This is a genomic window from Necropsobacter massiliensis (assembly GCF_000827595.2).
In the GTDB taxonomy this organism is placed as follows: domain Bacteria; phylum Pseudomonadota; class Gammaproteobacteria; order Enterobacterales; family Pasteurellaceae; genus Necropsobacter; species Necropsobacter massiliensis.
The window spans coordinates 12,327-35,628 of sequence record NZ_LN776189.1; the positions used below are offsets into that span (position 1 = coordinate 12,327).

The following is a 23,302-nucleotide window of genomic DNA, read 5'->3' on the forward strand; positions in this document are numbered from 1 at the left end:
ATAACAATGGGTCAAAAAGTACATCCACATGGTATTCGCTTAGGCATCGTTAAGCCTTGGAGCTCTACTTGGTTTGCGAATACACAAGATTTCGCGTCTAACTTAGACGGCGATTTCAAAGTACGTAAATTCTTGAATAAAGAATTAGCGAATGCTTCAGTGTCACGTATCACTATTGAACGTCCGGCTAAAAGTATTCGTGTCACAATTCACACGGCTCGCCCGGGTATCGTTATCGGTAAAAAAGGTGAAGATGTTGAAAAATTGCGTCATGCTGTTGCGACAATCGCAGGTGTGCCAGCGCAAATCAACATCGCTGAAGTGAAAAAACCTGAATTAGATGCAAAATTAGTTGCAGACAGTATCGCTTCTCAGTTGGAACGTCGTGTTATGTTCCGTCGTGCGATGAAACGCGCAGTACAAAACGCAATGCGTTTAGGTGCGAAAGGCATCAAAGTTGAAGTAAGCGGTCGTTTAGGTGGTGCAGAAATTGCACGTTCTGAATGGTATCGTGAAGGTCGCGTACCATTACATACACTACGTGCGGACATCGATTATAACACTGCTGAAGCTCATACTACATACGGCGTTATCGGCGTTAAAGTATGGATCTTCAAAGGTGAAATTCTTGGTGGAATGGCTGCAATTGCACAACAACCGGAACAACAACCTGCCGCGCCTAAAAAGGCACCTCGCGGTAAAGGTCGTAAGTAAGGAGAATTGCTAAATGTTGCAACCAAAACGTACAAAATTCCGTAAAGTCCACAAAGGCCGTAACCGTGGTATTGCCAACGGTACGGACGTGAGCTTCGGTACTTTCGGTTTAAAAGCAATTGGTCGTGGTCGTTTAACCGCTCGTCAAATCGAAGCGGCGCGTCGTGCAATGACACGTGCGGTAAAACGTCAGGGTAAAATCTGGATCCGTGTTTTCCCGGATAAACCAATTACTGAAAAACCATTAGAAGTCCGTATGGGTAAAGGTAAAGGTAACGTTGAGTACTGGGTCGCTTTAATCCAGCCGGGTAAAGTACTTTATGAAATGGATGGTGTGTCTGAAGAGATCGCAAGAAACGCATTTGCATTAGCAGCTGCCAAATTGCCGATTAAGACCACATTCGTAACTAAAACGGTGATGTAATGAAAGCTCAAGAACTACGTACAAAAACTGTTGAAGAGCTGAATGCTGAATTGGCTAACTTGTTAGGTGAGCAATTCAAATTGCGTATGCAAGCAGCCACCGGTCAGCTTCAACAAACCCATCAGTTAAAACAAGTGCGTCGCAGTATTGCACAGGTGAAAACTGTATTAACCGAAAAGGCGGGTGAGTAATGACTGATAAAATTCGTTCAGTGCAAGGTAAAGTTGTCAGCGACAAAATGGAAAAATCCTTTGTTGTTGCTATTGAGCGCAAGGTTAAACATCCGCTTTACGGTAAGTTTATCCGTCGCACAACCAAACTTCATGTACACGATGAAAATAACGAAGCCCAGTTGGGTGATGTGGTAGAGATTCGTCAATGTCGTCCAATCTCTAAAACTAAATCATGGACACTGGTTCGTGTTGTAGAAAAAGCAGTAATTGCTTAATTTACGCTTATCAAATAAAGCCTCGGTGAAAGCCGAGGCTTTTTTCAAAAACTTTTTTAAAAATGACCGCACTTTTACAGCATGAGTCTCTAAGGGAGAGGTATGTTGCTGTTGGCGCGGTGATGATTACGCGTGTTTTATAGATAAGAGAACCGCTCATGGCGAGGTATCGCGGATCGCGCCGTCGGTGCGTTTTTAGGTCTGGCTTGCGGTAGTTCACAAACCCCCCATATCTCACAAGTAGCGATTCAATCCCATCGATATTTTACGCTATTGCTGTTGCGTGTATTTGCCGGTATATCCTCCGTCCATGTTATCTATGAGAATTTCACTACGCTAAACGGCGAAAAACCAATCTCGCTTTGTGCGGTAAGCGTTAGCAGTGTGTTGGCACGCATATTGACGGCATCTGATATCTGGCTATATTCACTCACCTTTGACAAGCTATACTCCGAAAGTGCGGTCGTTTTTTCGCATGTTTCAGCCGTTGCAATCGCATAAATCAGTTGTCTTTTTATTTGAGTTTTTGTATAATCCGCCAACCTATTTCCCATGGTGGGAATAGGCACGTCCCGAAAGGGTTTTTTTAATTTTAGCGGAGTACTAAGATGATCCAAGAACAGACTATGCTGGACGTTGCTGATAACTCAGGCGCTCGCAGTGTAATGTGTATCAAGGTTCTAGGTGGATCGCACCGTCGTTACGCTGCTATTGGTGATATCATCAAAATTACTGTGAAAGAAGCAATTCCTCGCGGTAAAGTGAAAAAAGGTGATGTATTAAAAGCAGTTGTCGTGCGCACCAAGAAGGGTGTTCGTCGCCCAGATGGATCAGTCATTCGCTTCGATGGTAACGCTTGTGTAATTTTAAATAATAACACTGAGCAACCAATCGGTACTCGTATTTTTGGACCGGTGACTCGTGAACTTCGTTCTGAGAAATTCATGAAGATCATTTCTTTGGCACCAGAAGTACTGTAAGGAGAAGTGAGAAATGGCTGCAAAAATTCGTCAAAATGATGAAGTGATTGTTCTTGCCGGTAAAAGCAAGGGCAAACGTGGTAAGGTAACTCAAGTGTTGCCAAACGGTAAAGTGATTGTTGAAGGTGTAAATATCATCACTAAACATGAAAAACCAGTTCCTGCCTTAGGCAAAGAAGGTGGTTTAGTGAAAAAAGAAGCGCCGATTGATGCGTCAAATGTGGCGATCTTTAACCCGAAAACAAATAAAGCTGACCGTGTAGGTTTTAGATTTGAAGAGGGCAAAAAAGTCCGTTTCTTCAAATCTAATAATGAAATTATTTAATAGTAAACTGGAGTAATGCGATGGCGAAACTGCATGATTACTACAGAGATCAAGTAGTTAATGAATTGAAAAGTAAATTCAACTACGCATCTGTCATGCAAGTCCCACGAATCGAAAAGATTACCCTGAATATGGGTGTGGGTGAAGCATTGACCGACAAAAAATTGCTGGATAACGCAGTTGCGGATTTAACAGCAATCAGCGGTCAGAAACCTTTAATTACTAAAGCACGCAAATCTGTTGCAGGCTTTAAGATCCGTCAGGGATATCCAATCGGTTGTAAAGTAACACTGCGCGGTGAGCGTATGTGGGAGTTCTTTGAACGCTTAATTACAATTGCTGTTCCACGTATTCGTGACTTCCGCGGTTTAAGCGCGAAATCATTTGATGGTCGTGGTAATTACAGCATGGGTGTGCGTGAGCAAATCATCTTCCCTGAAATCGATTATGATAAAGTGGATCGCGTCCGTGGTTTGGATATTACTATCACAACCAGCGCGAAAAGTGATGAAGAAGGTCAAGCACTTCTCGCTGCCTTTAATTTCCCATTCCGTAAGTAAGGCAGGTTACATATGGCTAAACAATCAATGAAAGCACGCGATGTAAAACGCGTTAAATTGGCTGAAAAATTCTACGCAAAACGTGTAGAGTTGAAAAAAATCATTTCTGACGTGAATGCTTCTGATGAAGACCGTTGGAATGCCGTGTTGAAGTTACAAACTTTACCACGTGATTCAAGCCCAAGTCGCCAACGTAACCGTTGCCGCCAAACTGGTCGTCCTCACGGCGTTTTACGTAAGTTTGGTCTTAGCCGTATTAAGGTTCGTGAAGCTGCAATGCGCGGCGAAATCCCGGGTCTTAAGAAAGCAAGTTGGTAATTACCACTTATTGGAATCGGAGTAAAAGCACATGAGTATGCAAGATCCAATCGCAGATATGTTGACCCGTATTCGTAACGGTCAGGCTGCGAACAAAGTTGCGGTCACTATGCCTTCATCCAAGCTAAAAGTGGCAATCGCCAATGTATTAGCTGAAGAAGGTTATATTGAAAGCGTTAAAGTTTTAGAAGGCACTAAGCCTGAATTGGAAGTAACCTTAAAGTATTTCCAAGGTAAACCGGTTGTAGAAAGTATCCAGCGTGTAAGTCGCCCAGGGTTACGTATTTATAAACGTAAAGACGAATTACCAAAAGTCATGGGCGGTTTAGGTGTTGCTGTGGTTTCTACATCAAAAGGTGTGATGACTGACCGCGCAGCCCGTCAAGCGGGACTGGGTGGCGAAATCATCTGTTATGTAGCTTAAAGAGAGGTAGGAAAATGTCTCGTGTTGCAAAGGCACCTGTTGGTATTCCTGCCGGTGTTGAGGTAAAACTTAACGGTCAGCTACTAACAGTGAAAGGTAAGAATGGCGAGTTATCTCGTAACATTCATAACTCAGTTGAAGTTAAACAAGATAATGGTGAATTGACATTCGCTCCACGTGAGGGAATTGTCGGTGCTAACGCGCAAGCGGGTACAGCTCGTGCATTAGTTAATGCAATGGTTATCGGTGTTACTGAAGGCTTCACTAAGAAGTTACAATTAGTGGGTGTTGGTTACAGAGCTCAAATTAAAGGCAACGTAGTTGCATTAAGTTTAGGTTTTTCACACCCTGTTGAACACACATTACCTGCAGGTATTACCGCTGAATGTCCATCTCAGACCGAAATCGTGTTGAAAGGTGCAGACAAACAGTTAATCGGTCAAGTTGCTGCAGATATTCGTGCTTATCGCCGTCCTGAGCCTTATAAAGGTAAAGGTGTACGCTATGCTGATGAAGTTGTGCGTACAAAAGAGGCTAAGAAGAAATAATTAAGGTAACACTATGGATAAGAAATCAGCTCGTATCCGTCGTGCAACTCGTGCACGCCATATGATGAGAGAGCAAGGTGTAACCCGCTTAGTGGTTCACCGTACCCCGCGTCATATTTATGCACAGGTAATTGCACCGAACGGTTCAGAAGTGCTTGCCGCTGCTTCTACAGTTGAAAAAGCAATTAGTGAGCAAGTGAAATATACCGGAAATAAAGATGCCGCAGCAGTAGTTGGTAAACTGGTTGCTGAAAGAGCATTGGCAAAAGGCATTAAAGACGTTGCGTTTGACCGTTCCGGTTTTAAATATCATGGTCGTGTCCAATCTTTAGCGGACGCTGCCCGTGAAGCTGGTCTACAGTTCTAATAGAGGTAATTTTAGATGGCAAACATCGAAAAACAGGCTGGTGAACTGCAAGAGAAGCTAATCGCGGTAAACCGTGTATCAAAAACTGTAAAAGGTGGTCGTATTATGAGCTTTACTGCGTTAACCGTAGTAGGCGATGGTAACGGTCGTGTAGGTTTTGGTTATGGTAAAGCGCGCGAAGTTCCGGCAGCGATCCAAAAAGCGATGGAAAAAGCACGTCGCAACATGATTACTGTGGCTTTAAATGAAGGCACATTACAACATCCGATTAAAGGTACTCATACCGGCTCACGCGTATTTATGCAACCGGCCAGCGAAGGTACCGGGATCATTGCAGGCGGTGCTATGCGTGCTGTACTGGAAGTTGCGGGTGTGCGTAACGTTCTTTCTAAAGCTTACGGTTCAACCAACCCAATTAACGTTGTTCGCGCAACAATTGATGCGCTGGCAAATATGAAATCACCAGAAATGGTTGCTGCTAAACGTGGCAAAACCGTTGATGAAATTTTGGGGTAATTGACAATGGCTAAAACTATTAAAGTAACACAAGTGCGTAGCTCAATTGCTCGTTTACCGAAGCATAAAGCTACACTACGTGGTCTTGGTCTTCGCCATATGCACCATACCGTTGAGTTAATCGATACTCCGGCAGTACGCGGTATGATTAACCAAGTTTCATACATGGTTAAAGTGGAGGAGTAAGAGAATGCGTTTAAATACTCTGTCTCCGGCTGAAGGTGCTAAACATAGTGCGAAGCGCCTAGGTCGTGGTATTGGTTCCGGTTTAGGAAAAACCGGTGGCCGTGGTCATAAAGGTCAGAAATCTCGTACCGGCGGCGGTGTTCGTCGTGGTTTCGAAGGTGGTCAGATGCCTTTATACCGTCGTTTACCGAAATTTGGTTTTACTTCAATGAAAGCAGCAGTTACTGCTGAAGTTCGTTTGAATGATTTAGCCAAAGTGGAAGGTAATGTAGTCACTTTAGAAACATTGAAAGCGGCAAACATCTTAACCAAAGATATTCAATTTGCAAAAGTTATTCTTGCAGGTGAAGTCAAAGGTGCTGTAGTTGTTCGTGGTTTACGTGTAACTAAAGGCGCAAGAGCAGCAATTGAAGCTGCTGGCGGTTCAGTTGAGGAATAATTAACAAATGGCTAAGCAACCAGGTTATCAAAGTAGAAGTACTCAAAGCGGTACGGGTGAACTGAAAAGCAGATTATTGTTTGTGCTGGGTGCACTGATCGTATTCCGTATTGGTTCTTTCATTCCGGTTCCTGGTATTGATGCAGCCGTGTTAGCTCAATTGCTTGAACAACAAAAAGGCACCATTATTGATATGTTTAACATGTTTTCCGGTGGTGCTTTGAGTCGTGCGTCGATTTTTGCATTAGGTATCATGCCGTATATTTCGGCATCGATTATTATTCAATTATTGACAACGGTTCACCCGGCATTATCTGAGTTAAAGAAAGAAGGTGAGAGCGGACGTCGTAAAATCAGTAAATATACGCGTTATTCGACTTTAGTTCTTGCCACCATTCAGGCAATCGGTATTTCTACTGGGTTGCCTAATATGTTACCGGGCTTAGTGCCGAATCTCGGTTTCGGTTTTTATTTTACTGCTGTTATCAGCCTCGTCACCGGAACAATGTTCCTGATGTGGTTGGGAGAGCAGATCACCGAACGCGGTATCGGTAACGGTATTTCTTTAATTATCTTTGCGGGGATTGTTGCAGGTCTTCCTTCAGCAATAGGTCAGACTATTGAGCAGGCTCGTCAAGGGCAAATGCATCTATTAGTTCTCTTGTTAATCGCCGTTATTGTTTTCGCAGTTACCTATTTTGTCGTCTTTGTTGAAAGAGGACAGCGTAGAATTAAAGTTGAGTATGCTAAGCGCCAACAAGGTCGTCAAATTTTAGGCGGGCATACCACTCATTTGCCATTGAAAGTTAATATGGCCGGCGTTATTCCGGCAATTTTTGCTTCAAGTATTATCTTGTTTCCTGCGACTATTACATCATGGTTCGGGCAGGGTTCAAGTCTAGAGTGGTTAACTGACTTGTCGATGTTATTACATCCGGGACAGCCTTTATATTTGATCGTTTATGCGGTGGCGATTATCTTCTTCAGTTTTTTCTATACTGCAATGCAATATAATCCGCGCGATACAGCAGATAATCTGAAAAAATCGGGTGCATTTATACCCGGAATTAGACCCGGTGAACAGACATCACGGTATATTGATAAAATTATGACCCGTTTGACTTTAATCGGCGGTTTATATATCACATTCGTGTGTTTGGTTCCTTATATTATGACATCAGCTTGGAACGTACAATTCTACTTCGGTGGAACGTCTTTACTGATTGTTGTAGTGGTAATTATGGATTTCATCGTTCAGGTTCAAAGTCACTTAATGTCGACGAAATATGAATCTGCGCTGAAAAAAGCAAACCTTAAAGGTTTCGGACAATAGTCCGTAAGGGATAAGCAATGAAAGTTCGTGCTTCCGTTAAGAAATTATGTCGTAACTGTAAAATTGTTAAACGTGAAGGCGTTGTACGCGTTTTGTGCAGCGATCCTAAACATAAGCAACGTCAAGGTTAATTGACATTTTTCTTGCAAAGAACCGGCTGGGCATATATAATGCTCAGCTCATTTATGTCCTTGATATACTGTTTGAGTATCCTGAAAACGGGCTTTTCAAGATCAGTATATCAAATCAATTAAAATATAGGAGTGCATAGTGGCCCGTATTGCAGGCATTAACATTCCTGATCATAAACACGCTGTAATCGCTTTAACTGCAATTTACGGTATCGGTAAGACCCGTTCAAAAGCCATTTGTGCTGCGGCGGGAGTTGCCGAAGATGTTAAGATCAGCGAATTGTCTGAAGAGCAGATTGATAAACTGCGTGACGAAGTTGGTAAATTTACCGTTGAAGGTGACTTACGCCGTGAAGTAACACTTAACATTAAACGCCTACTTGATTTAGGCTGTTATCGTGGTTTACGTCATCGTCGTAGTTTACCGGTACGTGGTCAACGTACTAAAACTAATGCGCGTACCCGTAAGGGTCCTCGTAAGCCGATCAAGAAATAGTCGGGGTAAATTTAAATGGCAAAAACACCAGTTCGTGCACGTAAACGTGTAAAAAAACAAGTTGTAGATGGCGTAGCTCACATTCACGCATCTTTCAATAATACAATCGTTACCATTACCGACCGTCAAGGTAATGCCCTGGCATGGGCAACTGCAGGTGGTTCCGGTTTCCGCGGTTCTCGTAAATCTACTCCGTTTGCTGCACAGGTTGCGGCTGAACGTTGTGCTGAAATCGTAAAAGAATTCGGCTTAAAGAACTTGGAAGTTATGGTTAAAGGTCCGGGTCCGGGTCGTGAATCTACAATCCGAGCATTAAATGCTGCGGGTTTCCGTATCACGAACATTACAGATGTGACTCCGATTCCTCATAACGGTTGTCGTCCACCGAAAAAACGTCGTGTTTAATGGCGTCATAGGATAGTTGGAGAAAGAAAATGGCAAGATATTTGGGTCCTAAGCTCAAGCTAAGCCGTCGTGAAGGCACTGACTTATTCCTTAAGTCAGGTGTGCGCGCGATTGATTCAAAATGTAAAATTGATACAGCACCCGGTCAACACGGTGCTCGTAAACCGCGTTTGTCAGACTATGGTAGTCAATTACGTGAAAAACAAAAAGTTCGTCGTATCTATGGTATTTTAGAACGTCAATTCCGTAACTACTATAAAGAAGCAAACCGCTTAAAAGGTAATACCGGTGAAAATTTACTAGTATTATTGGAAGGTCGATTGGATAACGTTGTTTATCGCATGGGCTTTGCTGCAACTCGTGCTGAGGCTCGTCAGTTGGTGAGTCACAAAGCGATTGTTGTAAATGGTCGTGTAGTTAATATCCCATCTTTCCAAGTTTCAGTTGATGATGTCGTTGCTGTTCGTGAAAAATCGAAAAAACAAGCACGTATTAAAGCATCATTGGAGTTAGCAGAACAGAGAGAAAAACCGACTTGGTTAGAAGTTGATGCTGCTAAAATGGAAGGTGTGTTCAAACGTGTTCCTGAACGTTCTGATTTATCAGCAGACATTAACGAACATCTGATCGTTGAGCTTTATTCTAAATAATAGTTAAAGCTTCGTAGCAAAGAGAGGATAAAATGCAGGGTTCTGTTACAGAATTTTTAAAACCACGTTTAGTTGATATTGAGCAAATCAGCTCAACTCATGCTAAGGTGATCTTAGAACCGTTAGAGCGTGGCTTCGGTCATACTCTAGGTAATGCATTGCGTCGTATTCTTCTGTCTTCAATGCCGGGTTGTGCCGTTACTGAAGTCGAAATTGATGGCGTATTGCATGAATATAGTAGTAAAGAAGGTGTTCAAGAAGATATTATTGAGGTTCTTCTAAACTTAAAAGGCCTAGCGGTTAAAGTACAGAACAAAGATAATGTTTTTCTGACACTAAGCAAGTCTGGAATTGGCCCTGTTGTTGCAGCAGACATCGTTCATGATGGCGATGTTGAGATTGTGAATCCTGATCATGTCATTTGTCACTTGACTGACGAAAACGCATCAATCAATATGCGTATTCGTGTTCAGCGTGGCAGAGGATATGTTCCGGCATCAGCTCGAGTTCACGCTCAGGATGAAGAACGTCCTATCGGTCGTTTATTAGTAGATGCTTGTTATAGTCCAGTTGACCGTATTGCTTACAATGTTGAAGCGGCACGTGTTGAACAACGTACTGACTTGGATAAGTTGGTGATTGAACTGGAAACAAACGGCACTATTGATCCGGAAGAGGCGATTCGCCGTGCGGCAACGATTTTAGCAGAGCAACTAGATGCATTCGTTGATTTGCGAGATGTTCGTCAACCGGAAGTCAAGGAAGAAAAACCGGAATTTGATCCGATTTTGTTACGTCCTGTTGATGACTTAGAGTTGACAGTTCGTTCTGCTAACTGTTTGAAAGCAGAAACAATTCATTATATCGGTGATTTAGTACAGCGTACTGAAGTCGAGTTATTAAAAACGCCTAATCTTGGTAAAAAATCACTTACTGAAATTAAGGATGTTTTGGCTTCGCGCGGCTTGTCACTGGGTATGCGCCTTGAGAATTGGCCACCAGCAAGTATTGCTGAAGACTAGTTTGGTCATAGGTTAAAGATTTTTCTGAGAAGGATAAGGTCATGCGCCATCGTAAGAGTGGTCGTCAACTAAACCGTAATAGCAGTCATCGCCAAGCGATGTTCCGTAATATGGCAAGTGCATTGGTTAGTCATGAAATCATCAAGACTACATTGCCTAAAGCAAAAGAATTACGTCGTGTAGTTGAGCCGTTAATTACATTAGCAAAAGAAGACAGCGTTGCAAATCGTCGTTTAGCTTTTGCTCGTACTCGCAACATCGAAACCGTTGCAAAATTATTCAATGAATTAGGTCCACGTTTTGCACAGCGTGCAGGCGGTTACACCCGTATCTTAAAATGTGGTTTCCGTGCAGGCGACAACGCACCAATGGCATACATTGAGTTGGTTGATCGTCCTGAAGTTGCTACCGAAGAAGTCGCAGCAGCGGAATAATTTATTAATGAATTAATTGAGAAGCTCACAGTAATGTGGGCTTTTTTATTGCCATTATTATACCGCTTTTCTGTAGCCCAAGATCATTACAACGCTGAATTGGATATTAGCAACGGAATGCGCCGCCAATAACGCAGATACGTGCGCGATATTTGATTTCTCACGAAATAAAAGTGCGGTCGAAAAATTCAAGATTTTGCAGTAAATACAAAAATTTATCGCGGCGGTTATCTCTGTTTAATCATATCAATTGTGCTTCGGATGCAGATAAATTTCATCGCTACAGACAAATATGAGGCGCACTGCTATTGTTGTATATCGGAAAAATCTCTTATCTGACCGCACTTTCGTCTGCCGGCGGATTTATCGGTCGTCAACACCGCGCAGCAAATAATGCCCTTCTTCATCGCATAGGCTACGGAAACCAACATTTGTAATACGGTAGGCTATATTGGCGGACATATTACGGTAGTCGAAATTTTCATGATGATGACCATGAAAAATATGTTTGACTTGCATGCTTTCCGCTAATTGATTGATGACTCGAAATCCACCGGGATGAGGTTTCGGCGCCTCATGGCAAATTAGAATATCCGCTTGTTGAGTTTCCAGTATCTCAATATCGGAAGGGAAAATGGATGTGCGGTGACGCAGTGGAATGCCGCCGCGCCAGATTTTTTCCTGCGGACAATATTGGCAATAGTGAATCGGATCAAAAAACAATGCCTTATTCGGCGGCATCCAGATTTGTCCGCGAAATACGCCGCCTAAACCAGCAATACGCCGATTTTGAATTGTCACCACCCGACCATGCAGATTGCGCTGTTTCCATGCGCTCCCCCATAAGGCCTCAAATGCCGCCACGGTTTTGCTGTCATGATTACCGTGAATAAACCACAAGTCGCAATATTGGGCGAGTTTATCCAGTTCATCGGTTGAGGTTAATTGCAAGTCGCCGAGTATTACAAGCGCGATATCTTCTCTTTGCTGAATAAAAGGATAAAGATGATTAAAACTGCCGTGCGGATCGCCTGCAAATAAAATCATAAGGTTTTTACTCCGCAAAAATCGTATCGGAATGAGGTTCTGAGCGTAATCCCGGCAATTCCTCTTCATTGAGAATTTTCTCCACAATGGATTTCACCTGATTATAGCGCTCCAAATAACTTGGCGACTCGATTTCAATGTAAGGCACATTATATTTATCCAGCAATTTTTTCAGTAATTGCTGGAATCGCTGACGCTGTTTATGATTGCCCAAACTGCGCAGACCGTCGTCCACCCATTTGGTGTTATTATTCAACAGAATAGTGACGTCAAACGGATATTCTTTGATCATCGAATCTAAAAACGGATGGGCTTTGCCTTCATACTGAATGCAAAAAGCCTGTGTTGTGATGAAGTCGGTGTCCACGATCGCCACTTTATGCGCATGTCGTACCGCATAATCGATATAACGCTGATGACCCAGCGCCATTTGCGGGTAATCGGAGTACTGCATTGCCTGCTCATCGCCACCCAGCTTCTCAAACACGAATTCCCGTCCGTATTCCCACGCGGAAGTGGTGTTAAATACCGTGGCAAGTTTGCTCACCAACACGGTTTTGCCGCTGCTTTCCCCGCCTAAAATCGCAATGGTTTTCGCAAAAAACGGACGCACTTCTTTTGGAATAAATTTCCAGTAATGGAACGGATTATTGCGAATCTTGGTGGCCGATACATTGAAAAAGCGCCGCTGTGGATCCACCAATTCCACCTGTAGATCGAGATATTTCTCATAAGGCGCTTTATCCTGCACTTCGCTGCTGAATACGACACTCGGATTGACGTGTTTTTCCTGAAACAATTTTTTTACTTCCTGTGCCCAAGCTTCCCAGCCATTCGGATAGCTGGGCAGACCGTCCTCAACCAAATGATGAATAAAAATCTGATTTTTCTGGTATTTAAAAATCTGTTGCATCCAGCGTAGGCGATCTTGTACGGTCGGCATTCGCTTCATTTTGCTGTCATAAAACAGCTTTAAATCACGCTCCGTATCGCTGCATACGATAACATGCACCTCATCCACTTTACTGAACGCTTCATAAATCATATTAATATGACCGGTATGCACCGGATAAAACTTGCCGAAAATCACCCCCACTTTCTTATCGTTTCGTTCGGTGATCTGCAAGACTCTATGTAGTGCACTGAGCTTTGTTGCGCTCGGATTTTTAATTTTTCCGCTAACCAGCTGGTTAAAGTAGGCGCGGGTAATATTGGCTTGCTCGCAAATATCATTGACTTTAAGATTCAGTTGTTTGCGTTTTTGTTGCAAATAGGCGAAAGCTGACATGATGAATTCCTTTCTGTTGCACGGCATTAAAGGGCGTTATAGCGCAGATTTGAAATAAAAGTGCGGTCGGAATTTATTCGGTTTCTTGCTGGGATTGCAGTTGATCGAGACGTTTTTCCAATTCACTTAACTTTTCGCGCGTGCGCATAAGTACTTGAGTCTGCAAATCAAATTCCTCCCGCGTAACCAGATCCAGCTTTGCTAGCCGGGCTTGTAATGTCTGTTTTAGCTTTGCTTCGGCGTCTTGACCGAGGTCTTTAATGCCTTGCGGTAGGGCGTCTTGAATTTGTTGTATGATTTGCTCTATTTTTTGGGGATTAAGCATGATGACCTCACATTTTTGCGAATTTTGTCTATTGTATGCAACTTTGCCGCCGGTCGCTACAAATAAAAATATTTTTTCTCTATCCGGTTTGCGTTATACTAAGCGCGCATTCTCAGGGCAGGGTGGAATTCCCTACCGGTGGTAAGTATCTTACAAGCCCACGAGCGTTTGATTGCCGCGATAGCGTGTCGTCAAAGTCAGCAGATTTGGTGTGAATCCAAAGCCGACAGTCACAGTCTGGATGGAAGAGAATAAACAGGTTTTGTGTGCAAAACCTGCCTTTTTATTTGTTATTGTTTTGCTAACCCTTAACGAGAGAAATAATCTTTCCTCATCAGCCCTGATTCTGGTAACTGTTAATTTATTAAGGATTTTACTATGAATCAGTCAATTTTATCCCCTTTCGGTAATGCCGAACAACGTGTTGAAAACGCGATTGCCGCCTTCAAACAAGGAAACGGCGTATTAGTTCTGGACGATGAAAATCGTGAAAATGAAGGTGATCTGATTTTTCCCGCCGAAACTATCACCACCGCGCAAATGGCGGCGCTTATCCGCTACGGCAGCGGCATCGTTTGTTTGTGTATCACGGATGAACTGTGTCGGCAGCTTGATTTGCCGCCGATGGTGCAACACAATACCAGCGTGAATAAAACCGCATTCACTGTAACCATTGAAGCCGCCGAAGGCGTCACTACCGGCGTATCTGCCGCCGATCGCGTAACAACAATCAAAGCCGCCATTGCCGCAGGCGCCAAAGCGCAGGATTTACATCGACCGGGGCATGTTTTCCCGTTGAGAGCGGCGGAAAACGGCGTATTGACTCGAAATGGTCATACCGAAGCTGCTGTAGATTTAGCACGTTTGGCCGGCTATAAACCAGCCGGCGTAATTTGTGAAATTACCAATGATGATGGCAGCATGGCAAGAGCACCGCAGCTGGTAGAATTTGTTAAGCAGCATGGCTATGCGTTGGTGACTATTGAAGATTTAATCAGTTATCGTAAAAAATATCATTGTTAAATTTTTTTATTCGTCGTTATTATAGTTGATAGCAGTATAGTTAATAGTATACTGCTATTTTTTACCCTAAATTTAATGCATAAGCTGAAAAACGAAAATGTATCATGTCAATACTTGATGAAAAACGACTGCTGACTAAAATAGCGACTCTGTACTATACGGAAAACTTAAAGCAAACAGATATCGCTAAAAAATTAAATCTTTCACAATCCTTTGTTTCCCGTTCTTTGACGAAATGTGTTGCAGAGGGAATCGTCAAAATTAATATTGTTCCTCCTCCGAATACATTCCTTCAGTTAGAACAACAAATTCAGAAGAAATATAACATTTCCCAATCGATCATCGTTGATGTTAATCCTGGGGACAGTGATGATAAAATTAAATCTGCTATTGGTTCCGCAGCGGCTTATTATTTACAGGTCACTTTACAGGCTAATATGCTGGTGGGGGTTTCTGCTTGGAGTGGTACAATTAAAGCGATGTTAGATACTATGCCACCATTAAACGTTAAGGCCAAGGGCGTAGTGCAATTATTGGGCGGCGTTGGTATTAACGGCAATGTTCAGGCTAACTTTTTGACTTATGAACTAGCGAATAAATTTAATTGTGCCGCTTATCTTCTACCCGCCCAAAGTTTTACCCGTGACGGCAATGTTGCCTATAAGGAACAGCTAATAAGTGAACCTGAAGTAGCTAAAGTATTGACATTATTTAATCAAATTGATTTGGCTATCGTCGGTATCGGTATGCTGGAACCGTCTCAGTTACTGAAGAATTCTGGGCTGTTCTATGATACGGAAATGCTGGCATTGCTTGCGGAAAAGGGCGCTGTAGGAGATATTTGTCTGCATTATTTCGATCAGAACGGTATTCCGGTGTTATTGCCGGAGGAAGATCCTATCTTGGGAATGGAATTATCGTTAATTAAGGCTTGTCCGCGAGTCATGGCTCTAGCTGGCGGAAAGGAAAAAGTCAATGCGATTAAAGGTGCATTAAACGGCGGTTATATTGATATACTGGTCATTGATAAAATTGCCGCTCAGCAGTTATTATCAGATTAATCTTTTATCAGTTCGACTATAGGCAATGTTTGTGCTGTTATTGCTATCTATTCAATTCCTCAATTCTTTTTGAACATTCCGTTAACAGTAAAATAAATCTCGTGATGGAGATCACATTTTTGTTATTCCCTGTTTGCTCATCTTCGGATAGAGGGTTTATATTATTATTGAATATATAAGCTTATATGAATAAATATTCAAGGCTACTTTGAACAGAGGAGAACTACAATGGCGACTAAGTTATTTAAAAGCAGTATCGTTGCATTATCATTAGCAATATCCACGTTTTCTTTTGCTAATAACGGGTTAATCGCAATCATTACCCCGTCTCATGACAACCCGTTCTTTAAAGCAGAAGCTGATGGTGCCAAGCAAAAAGCCGAGGAATTAGGCTATACAACCTTGATCGCTTCTCATGATGATGATGGCAATAAACAGGATCAGTTAATCGCAACAGCCGTGGCGCGCAAAGCTAAAGCGATTATTTTGGATAATGCTGGTTCTGACGTAACGGTCGGCGCATTGGAAAAAGCGAAAGCTGCTGGCATACCGGCGTTTTTGATTGACCGTGAAATCAATAAAACTGGTGTCGCCATTGCGCAAATTGTCTCCAATAACTATCAAGGGGCTCAGCTCGGAGCACAAAAATTCGTTGAGTTAATGGGAGAAGAAGGGCTTTATGTGGAATTGTTGGGACGTGAATCCGATACCAATGCCTCCGTCCGTTCTCAAGGTTTCCACGATGTTATTGATGATTATCCGAACATGAAAATGGTTGCACAGCAAACGGCAAACTGGAGCCAGACCGAAGGGTTTAATCGCATGGAGTCTATTTTGCAGGCTCATCCCAATATCAAAGGTGTAATTTCCGGTAACGATACGATGGCACTAGGGGCTGAAGCCGCATTAAAAGCAGCTGGTAGAAAAGATATTATTGTAGTGGGTTTTGACGGTAGTGATTACGTTCGAGACTCGATTTTGGCTAATGGCAATATTAAAGCCACTGTATTGCAACCGGCTTGGGAGCAAGCTCAAGAGGCTATTGTTCAGGCAGATAACTATTTGAAAACGGGGACAACTGGTAAAGACGAGAAGCAATTAATGGATTGTATTTTAATTGACGAAAGCAATGCGAAAAAGCTGAATAAATTTGCCTTAAGCAAATAATCGGTCGGTCGTATTTATTCGAGGCGTTCTAACGGAATGCCTCGAAATAAACGGAAACGGGAGAAATTATGGCAATCAATAACAAATTTAAGTGTTTTTTTGTAGCACTACTTAGTTGTTTTTTCATTACTGCCTGTGAAGTGGTTTCGTTAGATAGCACAGGTAACCCGATTATTCCAATGTCTGCCGATGAAGCGGCTTCATTTAAAAATATGGAACCTAATGCAGTTGCAGATAAGATATGGCCAAATTTACTGCAAGGCGCAAAATCTTCCGCTATTACGCTGGAGGCATTAACGATCAGCGCACAAAATGATAAAAGTTATTTTGTTACATTAAGCGGCGTGGTGGACAGTATTGACAACAAACAAAATGTCATACTCAAAATTGCTAATCAGATCTTGATAGTACAAGCCGGTTCTATTATGCGTGGAAACGCGATTCGTGATGCTTCTACAGTAATTAGTTTTGATCAGTTTAAAAACCAGATTCAATTTGCAAGATTGTCGAAAGAACTGAATAAAAAAGCCATAGCTAATACAACGTCATCCGGTACTTTCGAAGTCGGGAAAACTATCGAAATTTTGACCGCACTTACTATTAAAAATAATCAGATCCAAGATGTGGTTCCGCTCGAAATCATTAAATCGGAATAGGATGGAAGGTAGGCATTATGAGTATTGAAAATAAAGATGTAATAATGCGGGCGGAACATATTTCCATGATTTTTCCGGGTACCAAAGCGTTGGATGATGTCAGCTATAACGTTTATCGCGGTGCGGTGAACGTGATCATCGGCGAAAATGGTGCTGGCAAGTCGACATTGATGAAAATTTTGGCCGGCGTACAGCAGCCGACCCTGGGCGAGTTGTTTATTAACGGACAAAAAGTGGAAATTGTCAGTCCCCGTAATGCGGCGGAACACGGTATCGGCATAGTACATCAGGAACTAAACTTATCCGAAAATCTCAGCGTTATGGAAAATATTTTCCTTGGGCGAGAAATTCAATTCGGTATAGCTCCGATAGATACCAAGACTCAATATGAAGCTAGTAGGGAATTACTTAAACGTCTGAAACAGAATATTGATCCAAATGAAATAGTTTCTAACTTAAAAGTAGGACAGAAACAGTTGGTTGAAATTGCCAAAGCTTTAGCGGGGAAAATTGATATTCTTATTTTAGATGAACCTACCTCGGCCCTGAGCAAAACCGAAGTACAGATTTTATTCGATGTGATTCAAGAACTGACTTCCCAAGGGGTTTCCATTATCTATATTTCTCACCGTCTGGAGGAATTGATGGAAATCGGTACCTATATCACCATTTTGCGTGACGGTAAATTCCAATCGGAAGCGGCAGTAAAAGATATTGATGTTCCTTGGATCGTCAGAGAAATGCTAGGTAGTGATCCGGTAACCGATTTTCTGCCGGAAAATCGTGAATTCGGCCCTAAAATTCTGGAAGCTGAGCATATCACCTGTATTAACGAGTCAGAAAATAAAGTGGTGGATGACGTTTCTTTCTCTTTAAGATCGGGGGAAATTGTCGGTATTTACGGTTTGATGGGGGCTGGTAGAACGGAATTATTCGAATGTTTGCTTGGAAAAGTAGAATATTCGGGGCTCTTTTCGCTCAACGGAATTATCATTAATGAAAACACCTCAACAATCAACCGGATCAAAATGGGTTTGGGTTTGGTGCCGGAAGATCGTAAACGTTCCGGTATCTTTCCGGTTAGTTCCGTAGGAAATAATCTGACTGTATCCAGTTTATGGAAACGGTTGAAAGGTAATATGGTGATTTCCGACGAAGATGAAAAACATGCAATTGATTTAGCGATTAAAGAACTTTCGATCAAAGTATCTTCACCTCAAGTAGAAATTCAGGCGCTTAGTGGCGGTAATCAGCAAAAAATCGTCATTGGTCGTTCGTTGTTAACCGAACCTAAAGTGTTATTACTGGATGAGCCGACGAGAGGGATCGATATCGGTGCCAAAGCGGACGTATTTGAAATGATGGTCAAATTGTCTCAACAAGGAATAGGTATTTTATTTTCTACGTCGGATTTAAAAGAAATCATGGCTGTACCCGATCGAATTTTAGTGATGTCCAACGGTAAATTAACTGCTGACGTGAAGAGAAATGAAACAAACGAAGCAAATCTTGTGTTAGCCAGTGCTAAAGGATTTCAGTAGCAAATATTAACGGAGGTGTTATGTCGAATTCGGCTTCATCAGGCAATTTCACATTGCTGCTTTTAAAATTAAGAACGTTTATCGCGTTAATTATTATTGCAGCGTTTTTTACGTTTACCGTTGACGGCTTTCTCAATCCGTCGAGCCTAATTATTATGGTCAAGCATATTTCAATTAATGCGTTACTGGCATTGGGAATTACCTTTGTTATTATCACATCTGGCATTGATTTATCTATCGGAGCCATTTTGGGTTTGTGCGGAATGGTTGCTGGCTATCTTATTTCCAAAGGGATTGTATTACCTATGTTCGGTATTGCTATCTTCCCGAGTGTTTGGGTCATTATACCTTTTGTATTGTTACTCGGAGGATTAATGGGGGCGTTGAACGGATTTATTATCACACGTTATAACGTTGCGCCTTTTATTTGTACCTTAGGTACGATGTATATCTTTCGCGGTGCGGCGATGTTGACGTCTAACGGTGAAACTTTTCCTGGATTATCGGGTAATTCGCAGTTAAGCAATACTGGGTTTGAAGTAATAGGTGTCGGCAGTTTGTTCGGTGTACCTTATGCTATCTGGTTGATGTTTATCGTTGCCGGAATTATCGCTTATGTGGCTAAAAAACTGCCTTTCGGTCGTCACGTGTATGCTATTGGTGATAACGAACGAGCGGCGGAACTATCAGGCATCAAGGTTAATAGTGTCAAAGTCTGGGTATATACTATTTCCGGTTTATGTGCGGCGCTTGCGGGTATTGTGGTTACTTCACAATTAGTTGCTAGTCACCCAGCGACAGGTAATGCCTTTGAAATGAACGCTATTGCAGCGGTAGTATTGGGAGGAACTTCATTGGCAGGCGGACGGGGAACCATCGGTGGAACGTTGATCGGCGCTTTCGTTATCGGAATTTTAGCTGACGGACTGGTGATGATGGGCGTTAGTGAATTCTGGCAAATGGTGATTAAGGGGATTGTGATTATTGCCGCAGTGATTATCGACCAAATGCAAAACCGGCTTCAGTACAAAGTTGCCGTTGCTTCACAGAAAGCATAACTATCGGTAATATTTTTTTATCATTGTGAATATATATTCACCAAGGAATATATAAGGAGTGTTGAATATGAATCCATATAAACTTTCTTATGCGGACATTGAAAAGAAAGCCAAAGCGATTCGCCGCAATATCGTAGTAATGAATGCCAATAGTCCTGCAGGCGGGCATACTGGGGCAGATCTATCTCAGGTGGATATTTTAGCATCGCTGTATTTTAGAGTACTGAATTGTGCACCGGACAGACTCAACGATCCTAAACGAGATATTTATATTCAGTCTAAAGGTCACGGTGCCGGCGGTTATTATAGCTGTTTAGCGGAAGCAGGTTATATCCCGCATGAATGGTTGTCGACCTATCAGCACGCGGATTCTAAACTCCCCGGTCACCCTGTAAAGCACAAAACTCCGGGAGTCGAGTTGAATACCGGTGCGCTGGGACACGGCTTACCTATAGCGGTCGGACTAGCGCTTGCAGCCAAGAAAAATGGTAGTCAGCGCAAAATTTATGTATTGACCGGCGATGGTGAACTGGACGAGGGCAGCAACTGGGAAGCGGCTTTGGTGGCTGCACATTACAAGTTGGACAATCTGATCATTATTAATGATAAAAATACATTACAGCTGGCCGGGTTTACCAAAGACATTATGAATACCGATCCCCTTGACCAAAAATGGAAGGCTTTCGGTATGGAGGTACATGAATGTCGGGGCAATGATGTCCGTTCCGTTGTTAATACGTTGGAAGGGTTGAAACCGCAAGGCAAGCCGATAGTCGTTATTGCTCATACCATAAAAGGGGCGGGCATTTCCTTTATTCAAGGCAGACCGGAATGGCACCACAAAGTACCTGAAGGCGAAGAGGTTGAATTAGCGTTAGAGGAGCTTAAAGATGAATAAGGCAGAACATTTAACCAATATTATGGTTGAGCGATTTATAAGTGCGGTCGAAAACGGCGTAGATTTGGTGCCGGTAGTGGCAGACTCCACTTCCACGGCCAAAATCGGACCTTTCATCAACACTTTTCCCGATCGTTTGGTGAATGTGGGGATTGCGGAACAAACCTTGGTCGGATGCGCTGCAGGGCTTGCTTTGGGCGGTAAAGTTGCGGCGACTTGTAACGCGGCGCCGTTTCTGGTATCGCGCGCTAACGAGCAGGTAAAAGTCGATGTTTGTTACAACAATACCAATGTGAAATTATTCGGTCTGAATGCTGGAGCGAGTTACGGACCGTTAGCCAGCACTCATCACAGTATTGATGATATAAGTGTTATGCGCGGTTTCGGCAATATTCAGATTTTTGCTCCGTCCAGTCCATTGGAATGTCGCCAGATTATTGATTATGCCATTAATTATGTCGGTCCGGTGTATATCCGTCTGGACGGCAAGGAACTGCCGGAAATTCATAATGAAGATTATCGTTTTGAACCGGGTAAAATAGACCTATTGCAAAAAGGTAAACGAATTGCACTGGTTGCAATGGGTTCTACTGTATATGAAATTGTTACCGCCGCCAAATTATTGGCAGAAAAAGGTGAGAAAGTGACAGTAATCAACATTCCATCTATCCGACCTTGCAACACTGAAGAACTGTTTGATGCACTGAAAGACTGTCAAACTGTGCTAACTGTGGAAGAACATAACATTAACGGTGGTTTGGGCAGTCTGGTAGCGGAAGTTTTGGCGGAACATGGTGCACCAATTAAGTTGAAACGGTTAGGTATAGCCGATGGACAATATGCATTGGCGGCGGATCGCAAATCCATGCGCAAATATCATGGTATTGATGCGCAAAGCGTGGCGAAAGTTGCATTGGCATTGAGTTAAATGAGTTAAAGTGCGGTCGAAATCTTGTGCGTTTTGTCATGACTCCCAAAAGGACCATATAACTTTTCTATTCCTATTTTTAGTGAAAAAAGGACCAACTATGATACGACCTTTTGTTATTGCGATTGATGAAGGTACTACCAATGCAAAAGCGGTTGCGGTAGGGATTGACGGAAATATTCTGGCTAAAGGCAGTGTTCCTGTAAGATTAACCCATCCGCAGCCAGGGTGGGCGGAGCAGGATCCAATGGCTATTTGGGAAGCGACTCGAGATGCGGTCAATTTTTGCCTGAATTTGTTGAATCCGGCGGATTTGAAAGGTATTGCTATCAGCAATCAGCGTGAGTCCGCATTAGCTTGGTGCCGTAGTTCAGGCGAACCGTTGTCCCCTTTGATTAGTTGGCAATGTCGTCGTTCGGAAGCATTGTGCCGTACTATAGCAGAGTCGCCCCAATCTTCAATGATTCGAGATCTGACTGGTTCGGTATTGGATCCGCTGTTTCCCGCCGCAAAAATCAAATGGTTACTTAACACTATCGAAAACGGTGTTGAGCGTGCAGCGCGTGGAGAAATTTGTGTCGGTACCGTGGATGTGTGGTTGGTCTGGCAGTTAACTGGTGGCCAGGTATTTGTCACAGATTATTCCAATGCTTCGCGCTATCAGTTATTTAATCTGCATACGGCACAATGGGAACCTCAGCTACTGGATTTATTCGGTATCCCTTTGGCTTGTCTACCAGAAATTCTTCCTTCCAGCGGTTATCGTGGTGAGACCCAAGGCTGTGGCAGTCTGCCCGATGGTATTCCGATTATGGCACAGGTGGGTGATTCCCATGCCGCTCTGTACGGACAGGGAGGTTTTAATGAAGGCGTAGTAAAAGCGACTTATGGCACCGGCAGTTCATTGATGACAAAGTGCGGTTCGATTCCGCACCGAAATTTTGGTGTAAGTACTACTGTCGCTTGGCATGACGGTGAGCTTAGCTTGGCTTTGGAAGGTAATATCACTCATGCTGGCTCGGCGTTGGGATTTGCTTCCAGATCATTGGGATTGAAAAATGTCAGTGTATTAAGCGAAATGGCTCAATCGGTTGATGGTAACGGTGGTGTATATTTTGTTCCTGCACTGGCTGGCTTGGGGGCTCCCTATTGGGATTCCGCCGCTCGCGGTATAATTTGCGGCTTAACCGATGCGGCAACGCCGGCCGTGATTGCCCGTGCGGCAATGGAATCGGTAGCGTATCAGGTAGCGGATTTGTTTTTGGCGATGGAACAAACACTCGGACGTAAATTGGAAACATTGTCTGTGGACGGTGGACCGACTAAAAATCGGTGGTTGATGCAATTTCAGTCGGATTTACTACAGCGTACCATTATTTGTAGCGAGGTGCCCGAAGTCTCCGCTTTAGGTGCAGCATATTTAGCAGGTAAAGCTTTGGGTTGGTGGGGCGACTGTAAACAATTATCCGCTTTACCGAGAAAGATAAATGTTATTACACCGAATGTGATGTCGGATGTGATGGACAAAAATTATCAAGACTGGAAAGTTGCGGTGCAGAGAGCAAGATTTCAGGCATATTAATTGGAGTG

34 protein-coding genes and 1 riboswitch are annotated in these 23,302 nt (G+C 43.0%); of the genes, 30 read left to right on the forward strand and 4 right to left on the reverse strand.

The genetic code is table 11. The annotated features are described in order from the left end of the window. Nucleotides 1–6 precede the first annotated feature (6 nt). From rpsC to rpsQ, 4 genes are read left to right on the forward strand one after another with little or no spacing between them, the layout of a single operon-like run. The gene (gene rpsC, locus BN3349_RS08655) at nucleotides 7–714 is read left to right on the forward strand and encodes a 30S ribosomal protein S3 (protein ID WP_032108205.1); all 708 of its coding nucleotides are present in this window, start codon (nucleotides 7–9) and stop codon (nucleotides 712–714) included. A 13-nt stretch (nucleotides 715–727) separates the two neighbouring features. Next, a complete protein-coding gene (gene rplP / locus BN3349_RS08660; RefSeq protein ID WP_032108206.1) occupies nucleotides 728–1,138 on the forward strand; it encodes a 50S ribosomal protein L16 in 411 nt (136 codons plus the stop codon). After that, nucleotides 1,138–1,329 carry a 50S ribosomal protein L29 gene (gene rpmC / locus BN3349_RS08665; protein ID WP_032108207.1) on the forward strand — a complete coding sequence of 64 codons (192 nt, stop codon included), beginning with the start codon at nucleotides 1,138–1,140 and terminating at the stop codon, nucleotides 1,327–1,329. Before rplP ends, rpmC begins: the two co-directional genes overlap by 1 nt. After that, complete coding sequence (rpsQ, locus tag BN3349_RS08670) at nucleotides 1,329–1,586, forward strand: 30S ribosomal protein S17 (protein WP_032093967.1); 258 nt, start codon at nucleotides 1,329–1,331, stop codon at nucleotides 1,584–1,586. The genes rpmC and rpsQ overlap by 1 nt, the downstream gene beginning before the upstream one ends. A 317-nt stretch (nucleotides 1,587–1,903) precedes the next feature. Here the strand turns inward: rpsQ and BN3349_RS12155 are convergent, their stop codons facing one another. Next, nucleotides 1,904–2,155: a hypothetical protein gene (locus BN3349_RS12155; RefSeq protein ID WP_218971814.1), complete on the reverse strand. Its 252-nt coding sequence runs from the start codon at nucleotides 2,153–2,155 to the stop codon at nucleotides 1,904–1,906. A gap of 39 nt (nucleotides 2,156–2,194) precedes the next feature. Between BN3349_RS12155 and rplN the strand changes: the two genes are divergently transcribed. The 17 genes from rplN (at nucleotide 2,195) to rplQ (ending at nucleotide 10,720) form a co-directional block, all read left to right on the forward strand. Beyond that, nucleotides 2,195–2,566 (forward strand): 50S ribosomal protein L14, encoded by a 372-nt coding sequence (gene rplN / locus BN3349_RS08675; protein ID WP_005548786.1) that lies wholly within the window; start codon nucleotides 2,195–2,197, stop codon nucleotides 2,564–2,566. Between the two features lie 13 nt (nucleotides 2,567–2,579). Next, complete coding sequence (gene rplX, locus BN3349_RS08680) at nucleotides 2,580–2,891, forward strand: 50S ribosomal protein L24 (protein ID WP_032108208.1); 312 nt, start codon at nucleotides 2,580–2,582, stop codon at nucleotides 2,889–2,891. 20 nt (nucleotides 2,892–2,911) lie between these two features. Next, nucleotides 2,912–3,451: a 50S ribosomal protein L5 gene (gene rplE, locus BN3349_RS08685; protein ID WP_032108209.1), complete on the forward strand. Its 540-nt coding sequence runs from the start codon at nucleotides 2,912–2,914 to the stop codon at nucleotides 3,449–3,451. A 12-nt stretch (nucleotides 3,452–3,463) separates the two neighbouring features. Further along, nucleotides 3,464–3,769 (forward strand): 30S ribosomal protein S14, encoded by a 306-nt coding sequence (gene rpsN, locus BN3349_RS08690; RefSeq protein WP_005701877.1) that lies wholly within the window; start codon nucleotides 3,464–3,466, stop codon nucleotides 3,767–3,769. Between the two features lie 31 nt (nucleotides 3,770–3,800). Then, on the forward strand, nucleotides 3,801–4,193 hold the full coding sequence (gene rpsH, locus BN3349_RS08695; protein ID WP_032108210.1) for a 30S ribosomal protein S8: 393 nt from the start codon (nucleotides 3,801–3,803) through the stop codon (nucleotides 4,191–4,193). Nucleotides 4,194–4,207: 14 nt separating this feature from the next. Then, nucleotides 4,208–4,741, forward strand: coding sequence for a 50S ribosomal protein L6 (rplF, locus tag BN3349_RS08700; RefSeq protein ID WP_040976921.1), 534 nt, complete (start codon nucleotides 4,208–4,210; stop codon nucleotides 4,739–4,741). 13 nt (nucleotides 4,742–4,754) lie between these two features. Then, nucleotides 4,755–5,108 carry a 50S ribosomal protein L18 gene (rplR, locus tag BN3349_RS08705; protein WP_040976922.1) on the forward strand — a complete coding sequence of 118 codons (354 nt, stop codon included), beginning with the start codon at nucleotides 4,755–4,757 and terminating at the stop codon, nucleotides 5,106–5,108. A 15-nt stretch (nucleotides 5,109–5,123) separates the two neighbouring features. After that, nucleotides 5,124–5,624 (forward strand): 30S ribosomal protein S5, encoded by a 501-nt coding sequence (gene rpsE / locus BN3349_RS08710; RefSeq protein ID WP_032093958.1) that lies wholly within the window; start codon nucleotides 5,124–5,126, stop codon nucleotides 5,622–5,624. 6 nt (nucleotides 5,625–5,630) lie between these two features. Next, nucleotides 5,631–5,810: a 50S ribosomal protein L30 gene (gene rpmD, locus BN3349_RS08715; RefSeq protein WP_005543631.1), complete on the forward strand. Its 180-nt coding sequence runs from the start codon at nucleotides 5,631–5,633 to the stop codon at nucleotides 5,808–5,810. A 4-nt stretch (nucleotides 5,811–5,814) separates the two neighbouring features. Continuing rightward, nucleotides 5,815–6,249, forward strand: coding sequence for a 50S ribosomal protein L15 (gene rplO, locus BN3349_RS08720; protein WP_032108213.1), 435 nt, complete (start codon nucleotides 5,815–5,817; stop codon nucleotides 6,247–6,249). Nucleotides 6,250–6,256: 7 nt separating this feature from the next. Continuing rightward, on the forward strand, nucleotides 6,257–7,582 hold the full coding sequence (gene secY / locus BN3349_RS08725) for a preprotein translocase subunit SecY (protein WP_040976923.1): 1,326 nt from the start codon (nucleotides 6,257–6,259) through the stop codon (nucleotides 7,580–7,582). 17 nt (nucleotides 7,583–7,599) lie between these two features. After that, nucleotides 7,600–7,713 (forward strand): 50S ribosomal protein L36, encoded by a 114-nt coding sequence (gene rpmJ / locus BN3349_RS08730; RefSeq protein ID WP_005548767.1) that lies wholly within the window; start codon nucleotides 7,600–7,602, stop codon nucleotides 7,711–7,713. Between the two features lie 139 nt (nucleotides 7,714–7,852). Further along, the gene (gene rpsM, locus BN3349_RS08735) at nucleotides 7,853–8,209 is read left to right on the forward strand and encodes a 30S ribosomal protein S13 (protein WP_040976924.1); all 357 of its coding nucleotides are present in this window, start codon (nucleotides 7,853–7,855) and stop codon (nucleotides 8,207–8,209) included. Between the two features lie 15 nt (nucleotides 8,210–8,224). Next, nucleotides 8,225–8,614 carry a 30S ribosomal protein S11 gene (gene rpsK / locus BN3349_RS08740; RefSeq protein WP_005543603.1) on the forward strand — a complete coding sequence of 130 codons (390 nt, stop codon included), beginning with the start codon at nucleotides 8,225–8,227 and terminating at the stop codon, nucleotides 8,612–8,614. A gap of 29 nt (nucleotides 8,615–8,643) precedes the next feature. Further along, nucleotides 8,644–9,264, forward strand: a complete 621-nt coding sequence (gene rpsD, locus BN3349_RS08745; RefSeq protein ID WP_011201182.1) for a 30S ribosomal protein S4 — start codon at nucleotides 8,644–8,646, stop codon at nucleotides 9,262–9,264. Between the two features lie 32 nt (nucleotides 9,265–9,296). Further along, nucleotides 9,297–10,286: a DNA-directed RNA polymerase subunit alpha gene (locus BN3349_RS08750; protein WP_032093954.1), complete on the forward strand. Its 990-nt coding sequence runs from the start codon at nucleotides 9,297–9,299 to the stop codon at nucleotides 10,284–10,286. Between the two features lie 41 nt (nucleotides 10,287–10,327). After that, entirely contained in the window at nucleotides 10,328–10,720 is a 393-nt protein-coding gene (gene rplQ, locus BN3349_RS08755) for a 50S ribosomal protein L17 (protein ID WP_040976925.1), read from the forward strand. A gap of 363 nt (nucleotides 10,721–11,083) precedes the next feature. Here rplQ and BN3349_RS08760 read toward each other — a convergent pair whose 3' ends face one another. The 3 genes from BN3349_RS08760 to ubiK all read right to left on the reverse strand — a co-directional run bounded on the left by BN3349_RS08760 (nucleotide 11,084) and on the right by ubiK (nucleotide 13,380). Further along, entirely contained in the window at nucleotides 11,084–11,767 is a 684-nt protein-coding gene (locus BN3349_RS08760; protein ID WP_040976926.1) for a metallophosphoesterase family protein, read from the reverse strand. 7 nt (nucleotides 11,768–11,774) lie between these two features. After that, entirely contained in the window at nucleotides 11,775–13,055 is a 1,281-nt protein-coding gene (gene nadR, locus BN3349_RS08765; RefSeq protein WP_040976927.1) for a multifunctional transcriptional regulator/nicotinamide-nucleotide adenylyltransferase/ribosylnicotinamide kinase NadR, read from the reverse strand. A 73-nt stretch (nucleotides 13,056–13,128) separates the two neighbouring features. Then, nucleotides 13,129–13,380 carry a ubiquinone biosynthesis accessory factor UbiK gene (gene ubiK / locus BN3349_RS08770; RefSeq protein WP_040976928.1) on the reverse strand — a complete coding sequence of 84 codons (252 nt, stop codon included), beginning with the start codon at nucleotides 13,378–13,380 and terminating at the stop codon, nucleotides 13,129–13,131. Between the two features lie 104 nt (nucleotides 13,381–13,484). Beyond that, nucleotides 13,485–13,637: riboswitch (FMN riboswitch) on the forward strand. A gap of 121 nt (nucleotides 13,638–13,758) precedes the next feature. Between ubiK and ribB the strand changes: the two genes are divergently transcribed. From ribB to BN3349_RS08815, 9 genes are all read left to right on the forward strand, one after another. Next, the gene (gene ribB / locus BN3349_RS08775) at nucleotides 13,759–14,403 is read left to right on the forward strand and encodes a 3,4-dihydroxy-2-butanone-4-phosphate synthase (RefSeq protein ID WP_040976929.1); all 645 of its coding nucleotides are present in this window, start codon (nucleotides 13,759–13,761) and stop codon (nucleotides 14,401–14,403) included. Nucleotides 14,404–14,507: 104 nt separating this feature from the next. Next, a complete protein-coding gene (locus BN3349_RS08780) occupies nucleotides 14,508–15,464 on the forward strand; it encodes a sugar-binding transcriptional regulator (RefSeq protein ID WP_040976930.1) in 957 nt (318 codons plus the stop codon). 228 nt (nucleotides 15,465–15,692) lie between these two features. Then, nucleotides 15,693–16,631 (forward strand): D-ribose ABC transporter substrate-binding protein, encoded by a 939-nt coding sequence (locus BN3349_RS08785; RefSeq protein WP_040976931.1) that lies wholly within the window; start codon nucleotides 15,693–15,695, stop codon nucleotides 16,629–16,631. A gap of 68 nt (nucleotides 16,632–16,699) precedes the next feature. Beyond that, the gene (locus BN3349_RS08790; protein ID WP_040976932.1) at nucleotides 16,700–17,287 is read left to right on the forward strand and encodes a DUF2291 family protein; all 588 of its coding nucleotides are present in this window, start codon (nucleotides 16,700–16,702) and stop codon (nucleotides 17,285–17,287) included. Nucleotides 17,288–17,304: 17 nt separating this feature from the next. Beyond that, nucleotides 17,305–18,828 (forward strand): sugar ABC transporter ATP-binding protein, encoded by a 1,524-nt coding sequence (locus tag BN3349_RS08795; RefSeq protein ID WP_040976933.1) that lies wholly within the window; start codon nucleotides 17,305–17,307, stop codon nucleotides 18,826–18,828. 20 nt (nucleotides 18,829–18,848) lie between these two features. Beyond that, nucleotides 18,849–19,886: an ABC transporter permease gene (locus BN3349_RS08800; protein WP_040976934.1), complete on the forward strand. Its 1,038-nt coding sequence runs from the start codon at nucleotides 18,849–18,851 to the stop codon at nucleotides 19,884–19,886. Between the two features lie 67 nt (nucleotides 19,887–19,953). Beyond that, nucleotides 19,954–20,784, forward strand: coding sequence for a transketolase (locus BN3349_RS08805; protein ID WP_040976935.1), 831 nt, complete (start codon nucleotides 19,954–19,956; stop codon nucleotides 20,782–20,784). Continuing rightward, nucleotides 20,777–21,712, forward strand: a complete 936-nt coding sequence (locus BN3349_RS08810; protein ID WP_040976936.1) for a transketolase family protein — start codon at nucleotides 20,777–20,779, stop codon at nucleotides 21,710–21,712. The genes BN3349_RS08805 and BN3349_RS08810 overlap by 8 nt, the downstream gene beginning before the upstream one ends. A 100-nt stretch (nucleotides 21,713–21,812) precedes the next feature. Continuing rightward, nucleotides 21,813–23,294, forward strand: a complete 1,482-nt coding sequence (locus tag BN3349_RS08815; RefSeq protein WP_040976937.1) for an FGGY family carbohydrate kinase — start codon at nucleotides 21,813–21,815, stop codon at nucleotides 23,292–23,294. Nucleotides 23,295–23,302 lie beyond the last annotated feature (8 nt).

Bases quoted from the DNA above. Each gene is read 5' to 3' on its own strand.
- rpsC (WP_032108205.1), top strand. From the start codon at position 7: ATGGGTCAAAAAGTACATCCACATGGTATTCGCTTAGGCATCGTTAAG.
- rplP (WP_032108206.1), top strand. From the start codon at position 728: ATGTTGCAACCAAAACGTACAAAATTCCGTAAAGTCCACAAAGGCCGT.
- rpmC (WP_032108207.1), top strand. From the start codon at position 1,138: ATGAAAGCTCAAGAACTACGTACAAAAACTGTTGAAGAGCTGAATGCT.
- rpsQ (WP_032093967.1), top strand. From the start codon at position 1,329: ATGACTGATAAAATTCGTTCAGTGCAAGGTAAAGTTGTCAGCGACAAA.
- rplN (WP_005548786.1), top strand. From the start codon at position 2,195: ATGATCCAAGAACAGACTATGCTGGACGTTGCTGATAACTCAGGCGCT.
- rplX (WP_032108208.1), top strand. From the start codon at position 2,580: ATGGCTGCAAAAATTCGTCAAAATGATGAAGTGATTGTTCTTGCCGGT.
- rplE (WP_032108209.1), top strand. From the start codon at position 2,912: ATGGCGAAACTGCATGATTACTACAGAGATCAAGTAGTTAATGAATTG.
- rpsN (WP_005701877.1), top strand. From the start codon at position 3,464: ATGGCTAAACAATCAATGAAAGCACGCGATGTAAAACGCGTTAAATTG.
- rpsH (WP_032108210.1), top strand. From the start codon at position 3,801: ATGAGTATGCAAGATCCAATCGCAGATATGTTGACCCGTATTCGTAAC.
- rplF (WP_040976921.1), top strand. From the start codon at position 4,208: ATGTCTCGTGTTGCAAAGGCACCTGTTGGTATTCCTGCCGGTGTTGAG.
- rplR (WP_040976922.1), top strand. From the start codon at position 4,755: ATGGATAAGAAATCAGCTCGTATCCGTCGTGCAACTCGTGCACGCCAT.
- rpsE (WP_032093958.1), top strand. From the start codon at position 5,124: ATGGCAAACATCGAAAAACAGGCTGGTGAACTGCAAGAGAAGCTAATC.
- rpmD (WP_005543631.1), top strand. From the start codon at position 5,631: ATGGCTAAAACTATTAAAGTAACACAAGTGCGTAGCTCAATTGCTCGT.
- rplO (WP_032108213.1), top strand. From the start codon at position 5,815: ATGCGTTTAAATACTCTGTCTCCGGCTGAAGGTGCTAAACATAGTGCG.
- secY (WP_040976923.1), top strand. From the start codon at position 6,257: ATGGCTAAGCAACCAGGTTATCAAAGTAGAAGTACTCAAAGCGGTACG.
- rpmJ (WP_005548767.1), top strand. From the start codon at position 7,600: ATGAAAGTTCGTGCTTCCGTTAAGAAATTATGTCGTAACTGTAAAATT.
- rpsK (WP_005543603.1), top strand. From the start codon at position 8,225: ATGGCAAAAACACCAGTTCGTGCACGTAAACGTGTAAAAAAACAAGTT.
- rpsD (WP_011201182.1), top strand. From the start codon at position 8,644: ATGGCAAGATATTTGGGTCCTAAGCTCAAGCTAAGCCGTCGTGAAGGC.
- BN3349_RS08750 (WP_032093954.1), top strand. From the start codon at position 9,297: ATGCAGGGTTCTGTTACAGAATTTTTAAAACCACGTTTAGTTGATATT.
- rplQ (WP_040976925.1), top strand. From the start codon at position 10,328: ATGCGCCATCGTAAGAGTGGTCGTCAACTAAACCGTAATAGCAGTCAT.
- BN3349_RS08760 (WP_040976926.1), bottom strand. From the start codon at position 11,767: ATGATTTTATTTGCAGGCGATCCGCACGGCAGTTTTAATCATCTTTAT.
- nadR (WP_040976927.1), bottom strand. From the start codon at position 13,055: ATGTCAGCTTTCGCCTATTTGCAACAAAAACGCAAACAACTGAATCTT.
- ubiK (WP_040976928.1), bottom strand. From the start codon at position 13,380: ATGCTTAATCCCCAAAAAATAGAGCAAATCATACAACAAATTCAAGAC.
- ribB (WP_040976929.1), top strand. From the start codon at position 13,759: ATGAATCAGTCAATTTTATCCCCTTTCGGTAATGCCGAACAACGTGTT.
- BN3349_RS08780 (WP_040976930.1), top strand. From the start codon at position 14,508: ATGTCAATACTTGATGAAAAACGACTGCTGACTAAAATAGCGACTCTG.
- BN3349_RS08785 (WP_040976931.1), top strand. From the start codon at position 15,693: ATGGCGACTAAGTTATTTAAAAGCAGTATCGTTGCATTATCATTAGCA.
- BN3349_RS08790 (WP_040976932.1), top strand. From the start codon at position 16,700: ATGGCAATCAATAACAAATTTAAGTGTTTTTTTGTAGCACTACTTAGT.
- BN3349_RS08795 (WP_040976933.1), top strand. From the start codon at position 17,305: ATGAGTATTGAAAATAAAGATGTAATAATGCGGGCGGAACATATTTCC.
- BN3349_RS08800 (WP_040976934.1), top strand. From the start codon at position 18,849: ATGTCGAATTCGGCTTCATCAGGCAATTTCACATTGCTGCTTTTAAAA.
- BN3349_RS08805 (WP_040976935.1), top strand. From the start codon at position 19,954: ATGAATCCATATAAACTTTCTTATGCGGACATTGAAAAGAAAGCCAAA.
- BN3349_RS08810 (WP_040976936.1), top strand. From the start codon at position 20,777: ATGAATAAGGCAGAACATTTAACCAATATTATGGTTGAGCGATTTATA.
- BN3349_RS08815 (WP_040976937.1), top strand. From the start codon at position 21,813: ATGATACGACCTTTTGTTATTGCGATTGATGAAGGTACTACCAATGCA.